General features: G+C 69.7%; 13 protein-coding genes. 6 read left to right on the top strand and 7 right to left on the bottom strand.

The window, feature by feature from the left end:
- Positions 1-46: 46 nt before the first annotated feature.
- Entirely contained in the window at positions 47-1,576 is a 1,530-nt protein-coding gene (locus ACFYXH_RS37665) for a DUF4331 domain-containing protein (protein WP_389573051.1), read from the bottom strand.
- 259 nt (positions 1,577-1,835) lie between these two features.
- Between ACFYXH_RS37665 and ACFYXH_RS37660 the strand changes: the two genes are divergently transcribed.
- Complete coding sequence (locus tag ACFYXH_RS37660; RefSeq protein ID WP_389573047.1) at positions 1,836-2,099, top strand: hypothetical protein; 264 nt, start codon at positions 1,836-1,838, stop codon at positions 2,097-2,099.
- A gap of 37 nt (positions 2,100-2,136) precedes the next feature.
- Here ACFYXH_RS37660 and ACFYXH_RS37655 read toward each other — a convergent pair whose 3' ends face one another.
- From ACFYXH_RS37655 to ACFYXH_RS37645, 3 genes are read right to left on the bottom strand one after another with little or no spacing between them, the layout of a single operon-like run.
- Complete coding sequence (locus ACFYXH_RS37655) at positions 2,137-3,333, bottom strand: CaiB/BaiF CoA transferase family protein (protein WP_389573044.1); 1,197 nt, start codon at positions 3,331-3,333, stop codon at positions 2,137-2,139.
- A 49-nt stretch (positions 3,334-3,382) separates the two neighbouring features.
- On the bottom strand, positions 3,383-4,165 hold the full coding sequence (locus tag ACFYXH_RS37650) for an ABC transporter permease (protein WP_389573041.1): 783 nt from the start codon (positions 4,163-4,165) through the stop codon (positions 3,383-3,385).
- Positions 4,162-5,100 (bottom strand): ATP-binding cassette domain-containing protein, encoded by a 939-nt coding sequence (locus tag ACFYXH_RS37645; RefSeq protein WP_389573037.1) that lies wholly within the window; start codon positions 5,098-5,100, stop codon positions 4,162-4,164. Before ACFYXH_RS37645 ends, ACFYXH_RS37650 begins: the two co-directional genes overlap by 4 nt.
- Before the next feature lie 63 nt (positions 5,101-5,163).
- Here ACFYXH_RS37645 and ACFYXH_RS37640 point away from each other — a divergent pair, with 63 nt between their 5' ends.
- The gene (locus tag ACFYXH_RS37640) at positions 5,164-5,889 is read left to right on the top strand and encodes a TetR/AcrR family transcriptional regulator (RefSeq protein WP_389573034.1); all 726 of its coding nucleotides are present in this window, start codon (positions 5,164-5,166) and stop codon (positions 5,887-5,889) included.
- Here ACFYXH_RS37640 and ACFYXH_RS37635 read toward each other — a convergent pair.
- From ACFYXH_RS37635 to hmgA, 3 genes are all read right to left on the bottom strand, one after another.
- Entirely contained in the window at positions 5,871-7,040 is a 1,170-nt protein-coding gene (locus ACFYXH_RS37635) for a type ISP restriction/modification enzyme (RefSeq protein ID WP_389573030.1), read from the bottom strand. The genes ACFYXH_RS37640 and ACFYXH_RS37635 overlap by 19 nt on opposite strands.
- Before the next feature lie 291 nt (positions 7,041-7,331).
- Positions 7,332-8,084 carry a GntR family transcriptional regulator gene (locus ACFYXH_RS37630; protein ID WP_389573027.1) on the bottom strand — a complete coding sequence of 251 codons (753 nt, stop codon included), beginning with the start codon at positions 8,082-8,084 and terminating at the stop codon, positions 7,332-7,334.
- A 12-nt stretch (positions 8,085-8,096) separates the two neighbouring features.
- Complete coding sequence (hmgA, locus tag ACFYXH_RS37625) at positions 8,097-9,449, bottom strand: homogentisate 1,2-dioxygenase (protein WP_389573024.1); 1,353 nt, start codon at positions 9,447-9,449, stop codon at positions 8,097-8,099.
- 84 nt (positions 9,450-9,533) lie between these two features.
- Here hmgA and ACFYXH_RS37620 point away from each other — a divergent pair, with 84 nt between their 5' ends.
- The 4 genes from ACFYXH_RS37620 to ACFYXH_RS37605 all read left to right on the top strand — a co-directional run bounded on the left by ACFYXH_RS37620 (position 9,534) and on the right by ACFYXH_RS37605 (position 15,492).
- Positions 9,534-10,160: a TetR/AcrR family transcriptional regulator gene (locus tag ACFYXH_RS37620; RefSeq protein WP_362689838.1), complete on the top strand. Its 627-nt coding sequence runs from the start codon at positions 9,534-9,536 to the stop codon at positions 10,158-10,160.
- A 191-nt stretch (positions 10,161-10,351) separates the two neighbouring features.
- Positions 10,352-12,613: a molybdopterin oxidoreductase family protein gene (locus ACFYXH_RS37615; protein WP_389573021.1), complete on the top strand. Its 2,262-nt coding sequence runs from the start codon at positions 10,352-10,354 to the stop codon at positions 12,611-12,613.
- 120 nt (positions 12,614-12,733) lie between these two features.
- Complete coding sequence (locus ACFYXH_RS37610) at positions 12,734-14,191, top strand: CitMHS family transporter (RefSeq protein WP_389573019.1); 1,458 nt, start codon at positions 12,734-12,736, stop codon at positions 14,189-14,191.
- Positions 14,191-15,492 (top strand): MFS transporter, encoded by a 1,302-nt coding sequence (locus tag ACFYXH_RS37605; RefSeq protein ID WP_389573017.1) that lies wholly within the window; start codon positions 14,191-14,193, stop codon positions 15,490-15,492. Before ACFYXH_RS37610 ends, ACFYXH_RS37605 begins: the two co-directional genes overlap by 1 nt.
- Positions 15,493-15,543: the final 51 nt, after the last annotated feature.

Genomic DNA, 15,543 nt, shown 5'->3' with positions numbered 1-15,543 from the left:
TTCCGTTCGTAGATGCGTCGAGGCGGCCTGGTGGGTGTCGGCCGGCTCAGCTGTACTGGTTGCGTCGCCGCATCCGCCACCAGCTGAGGCCCAGGGCGATCAGCAGCACTCCCGCACCCGCGGTGACCGCCGTGGCGATCAGCGTCGTGCTGGTGTCGTCACTGCTGGAGGCGGCCCCTCCGGTGAGCAGGTTGCCCGCGGCGTCCTTGGTCCCGGCGCCCTTGGCCAGCGGGCCACGGGAGCCGGACGTCGGCAGTGCCAGGTACGGGAACGAGTGGCCGAACTTCTGGTCGTTCTCGTTGACCGCGTCGCCCAAGTCGTTCTTCTGGCCGAGCAGTTCGCCCTCGACAGCCTGGAGCGCGATGTCCAGAACGTCGTCCGTCAGCCGCCGCCCGTTGGGGAATCCGGCGTTGTCGCCGTCCAGTACGCCAAGCCTCTTGGGTTCGGCAGTGGGCGCGATGGAGGTGTTGAGCCGCAGTGCCTCCGCCGGGCGGACGTGCGGCGGCTTGTTGAGCTTGTCGACGCCGGTCAGGAACACCGAGACCAGGTCGTTGCGCGGTTCGGCCGGGGCCTTGATCTTGTAGATGCCCTCGATCAGCTTCGGCAGCTCGGGCTCGGTGACGAACTTGAGGAAGTCACCGTCGTTCCACGGGTGGGACGCGTTGAACTTGTCCTTGTCCTTCACGGGGATGACGACCTCGTTGACCAGCGGCATACCGAGGCGGGACACCTGGGTCCAGTGACCGCTCGCACTCTTGCGCTGGGTGGTCGACCAGATGCCGACGATCGGCTGCTTCTCCGACTGCTGGATGTACGCGGTCGGCACCTGCAGCGCTATGGAGTTGACGCTGTAGCCCTTGAGCGTGTCGTTGCCGACCTCGGAGAGGTTGGCGCCGTAGAGCAGGTCGAAGACGCGCAGGTCGGCGAAGAAGGGATCGTCCGCCTGACCCGCGAACGCCGTGGATCCGCCGGGGATTTGGCGCACGGCGTGGTCGCGCAGTTTCTGGTAGTCCGGCATGGAGGCCTTGCCCACGTTCGACGGTGCCACCGGCAGATCGTCGGCGATCTTCGTGGTGTGTATCACACGCTGGTTCTTCAACCTCAGCAGTTCGATGTCGTACGTCTGCGTGATGTTGAGGTCCGGGTCGTCGAGCGACGTGACGGGACCGGTGTTGTAGAGGAACGTATTGCCGTTCTTGACGTGGTCCTTGAAGGTCCACCGGTAGATCAGGTCACCCTGGGCGTCGCCGTCACTGTCGATGTGGATGTCGTACTGGGCGTCGTCGGCGAACTTGAAGAAGTTCGGGCCGCCGGCCGGTTCCTGGAACGGCAGCACGTTGGCGACGAGCGTGGTGGTGTCCGGCTTGTCGGGGCTGACGAACGCGTACACGTCGGTGTTGTCGTACTGGGGCTGTCCGGAGATCAGCGGGGCCTCGCGGTGGCTGGAGGCCCGGGCCGTCCCGGGCTCGGCGCCGGTCAATCCGGAGGCCACCAGGGCCCCGGAGGCCAGCGCCACGCAGGTGAGTGCGGCGAGCCTGTTGAACCCCCGCCGCCCGCTGCTGCTGATTGCGGTCATCGAACCGTCCTTCGCGAGTGCTGGTCGTGCTTCGATGCCAGCCATTCGGTGCGGAGGGCCGTTCGGATTGGTCGACGGGGCAGGAATTTTTCTGCTGACGGAACTGTCCAACTCGCCCTGGAATCAGATGCATTCGGTGACTATTCGTCAACCTTCGTACAGGTGTGGTGAATTCCGTGGCCGGAATACACGAGTGTCACGATGGAGCGATAGGGTTAACCTGCCCGGGCCGGGTGCCCTCGTACGGGTGGGGAGTGACATGGAACAGATAACGGTGCGCAGCAGGCCACGAGTGCCTGCGATCACGTGTGGGAGCAGTGCGACCAGCACGCGTCTCGACCGCCATCTCGCTGTGCTCGGCGGCCCTGCCGTCCCGCAGCACGAGGCAGCCGAGGCGACGTCGCTGATGCGCGAGCTCACCTCGCGTGATGTCGCGCACACCCGCAAGAGCAAGAGCGCGCGGGTGTCGCTCTTCGCACCGCTCCGGCGGCTGCGTCGCTCGCTCTTCGGCAGCCGCGGCTGACCCGACCACCAGGACGTCAGCTCGTACGCGAACGCGCTCAGGCGATCACACCGTCCCGGCGCAGCGCCGCTGTAGCCTCATCCGTCATCCCCAGGGCCTTCAGCAGCGCGTCGGTGTGCTCGCCGAGTGCGGGAACCGCGCCCATCCGTGCCTCCGCTCCACCCGGCAGGGTGATCGGTGGCAGCAGAGCCCGCAGCGGTCCGACAGGTGAGTCCACTACCCGCCACCGGTCCCGCGCCGCGAGCTGTGGATGTCCGGCCACATCCGCCACGCTGTTGAGCCGGGCACATGCGATGCCCGCCGCCTCCAGCCGGCCGATCGCCTCCTGAGTGCTCAGCCCCGCCAGCGCCTCGGCCACCACCGCATCCGTCTTCGCGCGGTTCGCCGTACGGGCGGTGTTGGTCGCGAAGACCGGATCCTCGCCCAACTCGGGCCGTCCGAGGACCTGTTCGGCCAGCCGCCGCCACTCCCGGTCGTTCTGCACCGACAGCAGCACCTGTCCGCCGTCGGCTGTCGCATAGGCGTCGTACGGCGAAATGACGGCGTGCGCGACCCCGGTGCGCGCCGGGGCCTCACCTCCGTGCATCCCGTAGTTCAGCGGATGCCCCATCCACTCGGCCAGTGACTCCAGCATGGAGATCTCTACCGGACCGCCGCGGCCCGTGGTGGCCCGCCGCAGCAGTGCCGCGAGCACACCGGAGAACGCGTACATCGCCGCCGCGATATCGGCCGCGGGAATGCCCGCCTTGACCGGCTGATGCGCGGTCCCGGTCACCGACACCAGGCCCGCTTCGCACTGCACGAGCATGTCGTACGCCCGCTTGTGCGCGTAGGGCCCCTCCGCGCCGTAGCCGGAGATGTCCACGGCGATCAGCCGCGGGTGCGCCGCGCACAGCGTGGCAGCGTCCAGGCCGAGCCGCGCGGCCGCCCCCTGGGCGAGGTTCTGCACAAACACATCGGCGTCCGCGACGAGTTGCCGCACGATGTCGATGCCGCGCGGGTCCTTGAGATCGACGGCAAGGGACTCCTTGCCGCGGTTGCACCAGACGAAGTGCGAAGCGAGCCCGCGGGCGGCGGTGTCGTAGCCGCGCGCAAAGTCACCGCCGTCCGGACGCTCGATCTTGATGACGCGGGCGCCGAGATCCGCGAGCTGGCGGGTGGCGAAGGGCGCCGAGACGGCCTGTTCGACGGCGACGACCGTGATCCCGTCGAGCGGAAGGGGCTGATGGTTCATGACAGCCGTACCTATCGTGTACGGGCCACCTTTGTCACCCCCGGACCCTTCACCGGTCGTTCTGCGCGAAACGGCGTACGGCGAGCGGCAGGAACAGCGCCAGCAGCGCCAGCGACCAGCACAGCGCCCCGGCGACCGGATGGGCCACCGGCCAGGCCGCGTCCGCCGGCGGCTGGGCGTTGCCGAACAGGTCCCGTACCGCCGCCGTCACCGCGGAGATCGGGTTCCACTCGGCGACCGTACGCAGCCAGGCCGGCAGATTGTCCGTCGGGAGGTACGCGTTCGACAGCAGCGGCAGCATGAACGTCGCGCCGCCCAGCTGGCCGGCCGCCTCCTCGCTCCGCGAGGCCAGGCCGAGAAGGATCCCGATCCAGGTGGTCGCGAAGCGGAACAGCAGCAGCAGCCCGAAGGCGCCCAACGCTTCGAGCGGGCTCCCCTCGATCCGCCAGCCCATCGCGAGGCCGACGAGCAGCAGCGGAACCATCCCGACGGCGGTGGCCGGCAGATCGGCGAGGGCCTGCCCGAGGGGGATCGCGGTCCGGCTCATCGGCAGGGTGCGGAAGCGGTCCATGACTCCGCGGTGGGAGTCCTGGGCGGCGGTGAACATCCCCGTCATGATGCCGTTCGCCGCGGTCGCCACCAGCAGTCCGGGCACCAGGAACGCGCGGTACTCCGCGCCCGGCATCGCCATCGCGCTGCCGAAGACATAGCCGAAGAACAGCAGGAACACGATCGGCATCGTCTGCGTCATCACCATGATGGCGGGCGCGTGCCGGATCCGCCGGAGATGGCGGCCGAGTACGGCAGTGCTGTCGTAGACGATCGCGCTCATGCGACGAGCTCCTTGCGGTCGGTGAGGCGGAGGAAGACCTCATCCAGCGTGGGCGGGCGCAGACTGGCGTCGATGACCAGGACACCGGCCGCGTCCAGCTCGCGGACGATGCGCGGCAGGGTCAGCGTCGGTTCGGTCGTGACCGCCCCCACGGTGTGCTTCTCCGCGTCGAGGACCGGCTCCGAGCCGGTCAGCTGGTCGAGCACGGCCGCGGCGGCGGGCAGCCCCGAGGCATGTCCGACGACAACCTCCGCGTAACTGCCGATCCTGGCCTTGAGCTCGGCGGGCGTGCCGTGGTGGGCGGCCCGGCCCTCGTCGATCAGCACGATGTCGTCGGCCAGCCGGTCGGCCTCCTCGAGGTACTGCGTGGTGAGCAGCACGGTGGTGCCCTCGTGCGCCAACTCCCTTACGGCGTCCCAGATTCCGCCTCTGCTGTGCGGGTCGAGACCGGTGGTCGGCTCGTCCAGGAACAGCACCTGCGGCCGGACAATCAGGCTTGCCGCGAGATCCAGCCGGCGCCGCATGCCACCCGAGTACGTGCGGGCGGGACGGTCCGCGGCATCCGCCAGCTCGAACTGCTCCAGCAATTCGGCCGCACGAGAGCTGGGCGCGCGCAGCAGCCGCGCGAACAGCCGCAGATTCTCCGCGCCGGTGAGATCGCCGTCGACCGAGGTGTTCTGCCCGGTGACGCCGATCCGGCGACGCACGGCCGCCGGATCGTGCCGCAGATCGTGCCCGGCGACCCGCGCGGTGCCCGAATCAGGCGTGAGCAGGGTCGTCAGCACCCGTACGGCAGTGGTCTTTCCGGCGCCATTGGGCCCCAGCACCCCGCAGACCGTGCCCTCCGGCACAGCGAGATCCAGCCCGCGCAGCGCGTGGACCTCACCGAACCGCTTCTCCAGACCTTCACTAAGTACAGCGTACGTAGTCGTCATGGTGCGACCATACCCCACTACGTACGCTGTACGTAACTAGGATGGTGGGCGAGGTGATGATCCATGGCAGGCCGAGCGGCCGAACCGCAAGTGATCTGGGCGCGCCCCGAGCGCACGGGCCGCGGTCCGAAACCGGCGTACAGCCGCGCCGACATCGCGACGGCGGCCGTGCGCATCGCCGATGCGGACGGCATCGACGCGGTCTCCATGCGGAAGGTGGCGGGCGAGCTGGGCTGCGGCACCATGTCGCTCTACAACTATGTGCCGCGCAAGGAAGACCTGTACGAGCTGATGGTCGACGCGGTCAGCGGTGAGTACGAACTGCCCGACGAGCCCAGCGGCGACTGGCGCGCGGACATGCTGGCCCTCGCCCGCCAGACCCGGGCGATCATGCAGCGCCACCCCTGGCTGCCCCGGCTCATGTCGACGGTCTACGGCTTCAGCCCCAACGCCCTGCGCTATCTCGAGTCCTGCCTCCGCTGCCTGGACGGTCTGGACGCGCCGTACGGCACCAAGATGGAGCTGATCGCGACGGTCAACGGCTCGGTCATGACGTCGGTGGCCAACGAACTGGCCATCGCCGAGCGCAGTCGCGGGCTCCCGTGGTCAGAGGAACAGGAGCAGGCGGTGCGCGGCGCGTATCTGTCCCGTGAGGTCGCGAGCGGCGCGTATCCGCGGCTGGCGGCCGTACTCGGCGAGGGCGTCGGCCCGATCGACCCGGACGAGATCTTCGACCGCGTGCTGACCCGGGTCCTGGACTCATTCGACCCTCACAGCAAGGCGAACTGACCCTCCGGCCCTTCTTCGTGATGATCGAGCACGGAGGCGGGCCGCCGGGCCGCGGCGGACGGCGGCAGCACACTCCCGAGCTCCTCACGGGTGATCTCCGCCCCCACCTTCAACTCCCGTTGCTGTTCCCGCAGTTCGCCCAGCAGTGCCAGCACGGTGATCAGCTCCAGCAGCTCGGAGGTCCACTCCTGCGGCCACGAGGAGGGCCGTATCGCGTCCAGCGTGCCGGCCTCGGCCTCGCCGGTCCGGCGCTCGAACCAGAGCTCCAGCACGCGTACGCCGGAGACCTCGAAATCCCAGGCTTCACGTGGCACGGGTGAGATGCGCCCGTCGCCGAGACTGAGCACCTCCTCCTCCGCGTCGTAGCCGATCGCACCGGGCCGGGCGGGCACCGCGGCGCGGACATACGGCCTACGTCCCCCGGGCAGCCGCGGCCGCGCTCCACCACGGGCCCCGCGCAGCTGGATCTCCATGATCCGCCGCCCCAGCTCCACGCCGGTCAGCCACACCTGGGGGTCGGCAGGCAGGGGCACCACACATCCGGCGGGCGACGATTCGGCGACGGCGAGAACCCAGGCGACCACCTCGTCGGCGTCGACCCCGCGCCCGTACGCGGACCTCAGCGCGGGCAGCAGCCCCGGCGCGAGATTGGGCTCGAGCCCACCCGGCCGCCGGTAGAGCGGCCGGATCCGCCCGGGCCTCCCGGCAGGCGAGCGCCCGTCCGGCAGCAAGGCGGACACCACCACCGCGGCCCCCGGCGCACCTGTCACGTACCCCTGCTCGACGACGAACACCTGCTGCTGGTCCGCGACGCGCCACAACTCGGGGCGAGCCACGTCGATCAGCCGGTGGTCGGGTATGAGCCACTGCTCGTCGAAGGCCCCGTGCAACACCCGAACCGGCGCGGGACACCGCCCGTCCTCCCGGACCAACCTGCCGGTGCCGGTGGACTGGCCGGGCAACTGACTGACGGCACTCCGTGGCGTACGCGCCCGAGTGCACCCGAACAACGCGTCACGCTCGCCGGCCTCGGCCCCCACAAGAACATCCCACCGCGCCCTGAGGGAGGAAGCATCCGGGGCCATCACCCACTCGCGCCCCAGCCGCAACGGGGGCGCGCTCCAGGGCATCAGCTCATCGAGCATCGGCATGCGGACATCCTCCCCCTCACCATGGGCCCGTACCGCGGGGAATGGTAGTCGCGCCCACAGGGGACGCGCAGGGGTCGTGTTCTGGACGTAAAGCGTCGCAACTCGCGCGAAGCGCGTGAGGAAAGCAGTCCAGGACACGAGCCTCGGAGCGGCCCGCACCCGTGACCGGCGACCGGGCTGCCCCCAGGGACCAAAGACCCGCACCCCGAGACCCCGCACCCCGAGACCCCGCACCCCGAGACCCCGCATCCCGCACCCCGGGCGCCCCGCACCGACCGACCCCCGTGAGGATCAATCCGCGTCCACCGTCACCGAGAACGAGAACCTGTCCCCCCGGTACCGGATCCGCGCCACATCCACCACCCGCCCGCCCTCGTCGTACGTCACCCCCGTGTAATGCAGGATCGGGCTCAGCAACGGCACCCTCAGCAGCTCCGCCGTCGGCGGATCCGCCAGCCGTGCCTCCACCGTGTCCGTGATCCTGCTGATCCGCACGCCCCGTACGTCCCGCAGCACCTTCGTCATCGGCCAGCGCTCCAGGTCGGCGGGGTCGAGCCCCGCCGCCACATCCGAGCGGACGGCGTTCTCCGCCCAGTTCGTCGGCTCACCGCTCTCCCCGTCGTAGCGCAGCCGCTTGTACATCACGACCTCCGCCGCCTGTGGGAAGTACTCCGCGAGCTCGCCCGGCACCGGCTCCGGCCCGTGCCCCAGGATCGTCGTCCGCTCGCCCGACTGCTGGGCCACGATCGCGTCGATCGAGCCCAGCAGCCGCCTCGGCGCACCCCGCCACGCCCCCGGTTCGATGAATGTGCCACGCCGCCGGTGCCTGCTGATCAGGCCCTCCTCCTCCAGCTCCTTGAGGGCCTGGCGCATGGTCAGCACGCTGACGCCGTAGTGCGCGGCGAGCTGCTCCTCGGTGGGCAGCCGCAGCGACGCCTCGGGCGCTCGGCCGAGTATCGAGGCACGGAGCGACTGCGAGACCTGGTACCACAGCGGCAGCTTGCGGTTCAGGACCAGCGAGTCAGGGGCGAAGGAGGAGGTCACAGGGACTCCGTATCAGGACCGGCTGTCATTTCTGGGGGAGTATCCCTCAGATCCCCAATGGCGCTGGAGACCCTGCCACACGTCGTCGTACCCCTTCTGCAGATGCCCCGCGCTCATCGCCTGCCCGGTCGCCGTCACCGGCCACCGTGTCTCGAACATGAACGCAAGCCCGTCGTCGATCTTCTGCGGCTTCAGCTCGGCAGCACTGGCCCGGTCGAAGGTCTCACGATCCGGCCCGTGGGCGGACATCATGTTGTGCAGCGACCCGCCTCCCGGAACAAAGCCCTCCGCCTTGGCGTCGTACGCGCCCTCGATGAGCCCCATGTACTCGCTCATCACATTGCGGTGGAAGTACGGCGGCCGGAAGGTGTCCTCGCCGACCAGCCAGCGCGGCGCGAAGACCACGAAGTCGACACCCGCGAGCCCAGGCGTGTCCGAAGGCGACGTCAGCACGGTGAAGATCGACGGATCCGGGTGGTCGTAGCTGATGGTGCCGAGCACATTGAAGCGCCGCAGATCGTAGACGTACGGAACGTGGTTGCCGTGCCAGGCGACGACATCGAGCGGCGAGTGGTCGTACGTCGCGGCCCAGAGGTTCCCGCAGAACTTGTTGACGACCTCCACCGGCCGCTCCTCGTCCTCGTACGCCGCCACCGGCGCGAGGAAGTCCCGGGCGTTGGCGAGTCCGTTCGCACCGATCGGCCCCAGATCCGGCAGCTGGAACGGCTGCCCGTAGTTCTCGCAGACATATCCGCGCGCGCTCTCGTCCAGGAGCTCCACCCGGAAGCGGACCCCGCGCGGAATCAGCGCGACCTCGCCGGGCCGGGCGGCGATGAGCCCGAGCTCCGTACGGAGCAGCAGTCCACCCCGCTCGGGCACGATCAGCAGCTCGCCGTCCGCGTCGCTGAACACCCGGTCCGTCATGGAGGAGTTGGCGTGGTAGAGGTGCACGGCCATGCCGGCGCGCTGAGTCGCGTCGCCGTTGCCGCCGAGCGTCCACAGACCGGCCAGCCAGTCCGTTCCCGGCGCGGGTTCCGGCAGCGGATTCCAGCGCAGCCGGTTCGGGTCGGGCACGGACTCGGTGAAGGGTGCGCTGCGCAGCCCGCCGTTGTCGATGCGTACGAACGGCGGATGCGCCGCGGAGGGGCGGATCCGGTACAGCCATGAGCGGCGGTTGTGGGCGCGCGGCTCGGTGAACGCCGAGCCGCTCAGCTGCTCCGCGTACAGCCCGAGGGGCGCGCGCTGCGGCGAATTGCGTCCGTGCGGCAGTGCGCCCGGCACAGCCTCGGAAGTGTGTTCATTGCCGAAGCCGGGGGAATGGCCAAGACTCTCGGCCGTCTTCCGCGCCTGCTCGATGCCGCTCATCGTCCGCTCCCCGGTGCTGAAGGATTCCTATGCATCACCGTAGGATTGCAGGACCGCCCCCGTCAACGGGAACAGGGCGGCATGATGGACCGCGTGTCCCACGCCGGCCCCGCCCCGCATCTCCGCCGTACGCCCGTGCAGCAGCGCAGCGCCGATCGGCTCGCCCGGATACTGGACGCCTGCGCCGAACTCCTCGACGAGACCGGCTACGAGGACCTCTCCACCCGCGCGGTGGCTGCCAGAGCCGGTGTCCCCATCGGTTCCGTCTACCGTTTCTTCGGCAATAAACGCGCCCTCGCCGATGCCCTCGCGCACCGCAATCTGGACAGCTACGCCGAGCGCATCGGCGGCCGTCTCACCTCGCTCCCGGCGGCCGACTGGCGCGGTGTCCTTGATGTCGTACTTGACGAGTACCTGGAGATGAAGCGGACCGTCCCCGGGTTCGCGCTGATCGACTTCGGCTCCCAGATCCCGGTCGGCACGCCCGCGGCCGGGGCGAACCACCAGGTCGCCGACCGTCTCGCCGAGCTGCTCGCCGGCCATCTGGGCCGCGGTGCCGACGACGAGCTGCGCCGGACGGTCCTGGTCTCCGTCGAGGCTGCGGACGCGCTTCTGCAACTCGCCTTCCGGGTGGACCCGGCGGGGGACGAGGAGATCGTGGGGGAGACGCGGGAGCTGTTGCGCGCGTATCTGGCGAGGCTGCTGGACTGACGGCTGCTGTCCAGGGGCTCCGCCCCGGACCCGCTCCTCAATCTTCGGAGGGGCTGGGGAAAATCCAGCCCGTCCGGCGATTGAGGACACGCCCGGAGGGCGTACAGAGCTCGACCCCTCCCGCTCATGCATACCGGTCGGTATGCTCGGTCCTGAACCGCGCGCCACCGCCGTCGCCCCGGGGAGGGCCCATGTCCCGCACCAATGCCGCCCAGACCGCACCGACGGACAGCACCCCTGCCGCACCGCCCGAGGCGGCCCGAACCGCATTGCGCATCTGTCCCCTCTGCGAAGCCACCTGCGGGCTGACCCTCACCATCGAGGGCACCCGTGTCACCGGTGCCCGCGGAGACCGCGACGACATTTTCAGCCATGGCTTCATCTGCCCCAAGGGCGCGTCCTTCGGGGAGCTCGACGGCGACCCCGACCGGCTGCGCACCCCTCTCGTGCGCAAGGACGGCGAGCTGAGGGAGGCGAGTTGGGAGGAGGCGTTCGACGAGGTCGCGGCCCGGATCAGGCCGCTGATCGAGGAGTACGGGCCGAACGCCGTGGGCGTCGTCCTCGGCAACCCGAACGTCCACACCATGGCCGGCGCCCTCTATCCCCCCGTACTGCTCTCCTTGCTGCGCACCCGCAATCTCTTCACCGCCAGCACCCTGGACCAGATGCCCAAGCATGTCTCCAGCGGACTGCTCTTCGGCAACGCCATCGCCATCCCCGTCCCGGACCTGGACCGCACCGACCATCTGCTGCTCCTCGGCGCCAACCCCTTCGACTCCAACGGCAGCCTCTGCACCGCGGCCGACTTCCCCGGCAAGCTCAAGGCACTCCGCAAGCGCGGCGGCACGCTCACCGTCGTCGACCCGCGCCGCACCCGCACCGCTCAGCTCGCCGACCGGCACGTCCCGATCCGGCCCGGAGCTGACGCCCTGCTGCTCGCCGCTCTCGCCCAAGTCCTCTTCGAGGAGAAGCTCACCGACCTCGGGACGCTGGAGTCGCAGGTCGAGGGCCTCGATGAACTCCGGGAAGCCATAGCGGAGTTCACACCGGAAGCGGTCGCCGCCGCTTGCGACATGGACGCGGAGGAGATCCGTACGATCGCCCGCGAGCTCGCCGCCGCACCCACCGCCGCCGTATACGGCCGCGTCGGCAGCAGCACCGTCGAGTTCGGCACCCTCGCCAACTGGCTCGTCGACGTACTCAATGTGCTGACCGGCAACCTCGACCGCCCCGGCGGCGCGCTCTTCCCGCTCGCCGCCACCGACCGCGCCCCCCGCCCCGCCGCCCCCGGCAAGGGCTTCGCGCTCGGCCGCTGGGCCAGCAGGGTCAGCGGCCACCCCGAGGCCAAGGGTGAACTGCCGATGGCAGCGCTCGCCGAGGAGATCGACACCCCCGGCGACGGACGGATCCGCGCGGTCATCTCCATCGCCGCCAACCCGGTGCTCTCCGCCCCCGACGGCGACCGCCTCGACCGCGCGCTGGCCGAACTCGACTTCATGGTCAGCGTCGACCCGTATCTCAATGAGACGTCCCGGCACGCGGATGTGGTGCTGCCCCCGCCGCCGCCCTCCCAGAGCGCGCACTTCGACTTCTCCTTCAACAACTTCGCCGTACGCAACCAGGCGCGCTACAGCCCGGCGGTCGTTCCTCTGGAGGAGGGCAGGCTCGGCGAGTGCGAGATCCAGGCCCGGCTGGTGCTCGCCGTGGCCGGCATGCACGGCGCCGACCCGTCGGCCGTCGACGACATGGTCATCGAGAGCTCGCTCGCCAAGGCCGTCGCCGATCCGCACTCCCCGCTCCACGGCGGAGACCCCGAGAACCTGGCCCGTCTGCTCATCGGCAGCACCGGACCCGAGCGACGCCTCGACCTGATGCTGCGCATGGGCCCGTACGACCTCATCCTCGAGGATCTCCTCCAGAACCCGCACGGCGTCGACCTCGGCCCGCTGCAGCCCCGCCTCCCGCAGATCCTCAAGACCCGCAGCGGGCGCGTCGAGCTGCTGCCGGAACCCATCGCAGGCGATCTGCCGAGGCTGCGGTGTGCCCTGGACGAGCGGCCCGGCACACTCGTCCTCGTCGGCCGCCGCCATCTGCGCTCCAACAACAGCTGGATGCACAACGTCGCCACGCTCAACGGCGGCTCCAACCGGTGCACCCTCCAGATCCATCCCACCGACGCGGCGCGGCTGGGTCTCGAGGACGGCGCCCCGGTCCGTATCGGTGCGGACGGAGGAGAACTCGAGGCGCCGGTGGAGATCACCGACACGGTACGGACCGGAGTCGTGAGCCTGCCGCACGGCTGGGGACACGACCGGCCCGGCACCCGGATGTCGGTGGCTGCCGCGCGTCCCGGAGTCAATGTCAATCAGCTGCTCGACGGCTCGCGGCTCGACCCGCTGTCCGGCACCGCTGTGCTCAACGGCTTCCCGGTCGAGCTATCACCTCTGCGATGACCTGGGGTTTTGCTCGTATTGCTCACGCGTCAACATCTTGTTAACGGCAATTGGCGCCACCTAACGTCATCCGAACCGCCGCTCCGGTGGGAGTTCAAGGATGAACGTTAGGTGTCCCCAATGCTGACAATCCTCGGCTTTGCCATGATTGCGACCTTCCTGGTCCTGATCATGATGAAGAAGATGTCGCCGATCGCGTCGTTGGTCCTCATCCCCGCACTCTTCTGCGTACTCGTCGGGAAGGGCGCGCACCTCGGGGACTACGTCATCGAAGGCGTCGGCAATCTCGCCCCCACCGCGGCGATGCTGATGTTCGCGATCGTCTATTTCGGCGTCATGATCGACGTCGGCCTCTTCGACCCGATCGTCCGCGGCATCCTGCGCTTCTGCAAGGCGGACCCGCTGCGCATCGTGGTCGGTACGGCGGTGCTCGCCGCCATCGTCTCGCTGGACGGCGACGGCTCCACCACCTTCATGATCACCGTCTCGGCGATGTATCCGCTCTACAAGCGCCTCAAGATGAGCCTGGTCGTGATGACCGGTGTCGCCGCCACGGCGAACGGCGTGATGAACACCCTGCCCTGGGGCGGCCCCACCGCCCGTGCGGCGACCGCGCTGAAGGTGGACGCGGCCGACATCTTCGTCCCGATGATCCCGGCGCTCGGCGTCGGACTGCTCTTCGTCTTCGTCCTCGCCTATGTGCTGGGCCGGCGCGAGCGCAAGCGCCTCGGTGTGCTCACCCTCGACGACGTGCTGGGGACCGAGACCGCCACCGAGACCGAGACCGTGCTGGTCAAGTCGGGCGGCGGCGCCGGCAACGGTACGAAGAAGAGCCTCACCGGTGGCACCGGTACGGGCGCCGACGCCGAACCCGCGAAGGCTGACGGAGACGACCGCAAGGACGGGACCGACGGCAACGACGGGGACGACGAGGGCTTCCGGGGACTCGACCCGAACCGCGTCACCCTCCGCCCCAAGCTCTACTGGTTCAACGCCGGGCTCACCGTCGCCCTCCTGGCCGCCATGATCATGGAGTACCTCCCCATCCCGGTGCTCTTCCTCCTCGGCGCGGCTCTCGCCCTCACGGTCAACTTCCCGAATATGGCCGATCAGAAGGCCCGCGTCGCCGCCCACGCCGAGAACGTCCTCAACGTCGCCGGCATGGTCTTCGCCGCCGCCGTCTTCACCGGCGTCCTCACCGGCACCGGCATGGTCAAGCACATGGCCGACTGGCTGGTCGGCGCCATCCCCGAGGGCATGGGCCCGCACATGGGCATCGTCACCGGCCTGCTGAGCCTCCCGCTCACGTACTTCATGTCGAACGACGGCTTCTACTTCGGTGTCCTGCCGGTCCTCGCCGAAGCGGGCTCCGCCCACGGCGTCTCCTCGCTGGAGATCGCCCGCGCATCGCTGGTCGGCCAGGCCCTGCACATGTCGAGCCCGCTGGTCCCCGCCGTGTACGTCCTCGTCGGCATGGCCAAGGTCGAGTTCGGCGACCACACCAGGTTCACGGTCAAATGGGCCGCGCTCACCTCACTGGTGGTGCTCGGTGCCGGAGTCCTCTTCGGCATCATCTGATGGTGCCTGCTTCTCAAGAGCCCGGCAGGAGCTGGCTGCTGCGCCTCGTCATCGCCTTCGCTTTCGCGCAGGGCGCGGTGTCGATGGCACGGCCGGCCGTCTCCTACCGGGCTCTTGCCCTGGGCGCCGACGAGCGCGCGATCGGTGTGATCGCGGGCGTGTACGCGCTGCTTCCCCTGTTCGCCGCCGTACCGCTGGGACGCAGGACGGACCACGGGCGGTGTGCACCCCTGCTGCCCATCGGTGTCGTCCTGATCTCCGGCGGGTGTGCCCTCAGCGGTACGGCGGTCTCACTTGCCGCCATGGCGGCCTGGAGCGGAGTGATGGGCCTCGGCCATCTCTGCTTCGTCATCGGCGCCCAGTCGATCGTCGCCCGCCAGTCGGCCCCGGACGAACAGGACCGCAACTTCGGCCACTTCACCATCGGCGCCTCGCTCGGCCAGCTCGTCGGACCGATCGCCGCCGGGTTCCTGGTCTCCGAGCAGGACGGCGCCATGGGCCGTACGAGCGCACTCGCCCTGGTCGTCTCGGCGGCCGTGGCGGCCGTCTCCTTCACCTCGCTCTGGCGCATCGAGCACCGCAGGACCGGCCGCCCGGCCCGCGAACCGCGGTCCAAGGTCCCCGTACACCGCATACTGCGCACCCGCGGCGTACCTGCCGGGATCTTCATCAGCCTCGCGGTGCTCTCGGCCACCGACATCCTCACGGCCTATCTGCCGGTGATCGGCGAGCACCGCGGTATCGCCCCCGCCACCATCGGTCTGCTGCTGAGCCTGCGCGCGGCCGCGACCGTCGCCTGCCGCCTTGTGATGACGCCGATGATCCGGCTGCTGGGCCGTACGGTGCTGATGACCGTGACCTGTCTGCTCGGCGGTCTCCTGTGCGCGGGCATCGCGCTGCCCGTCCCGGTCTGGGCGCTCGCCGTGATGCTCGCTGTCCTCGGCTTCTGCCTGGGCGTCGGTCAGCCGCTGTCGATGACGACGGTCGTCCAGGCTGCCCCGGAGGAGGCGCGCTCAACCGCACTCGCCCTGAGGCTGACCGGAAACCGCCTCGGCCAGGTCGCCGCTCCCGCTTCCGCCGGACTGGTCGCGGGTATCGCGGGCACGGCCGCGCCGTTCGTCATGCTGGGCACGCTTCTGCTGGTCGCGGCCGGATTGGGCGCCCGGCAGTCAACCCGCCCGGCGGAGTCCGGGGTTCGCGACGGACGAGACCACGGCCGAGGTCGTCTCCTGGTGACGGACGGCTCCGTACAAAGAGCCCACCCCCAACCTTCGCGCGAAACATTCCCCGACGGGGAGTAGTCGGCTAGTTTCAGGCGTCTCAGTCGCTCCTCCTCTTCTCCTGGCGGAACC

The organism is Streptomyces sp. NPDC002730 (assembly GCF_042888805.1).
GTDB lineage: Bacteria > Actinomycetota > Actinomycetes > Streptomycetales > Streptomycetaceae > Streptomyces.
The sequence above is the reverse complement of the archived record's forward strand: the minus strand, read 5'-3'. Positions and strand labels throughout refer to the sequence as shown.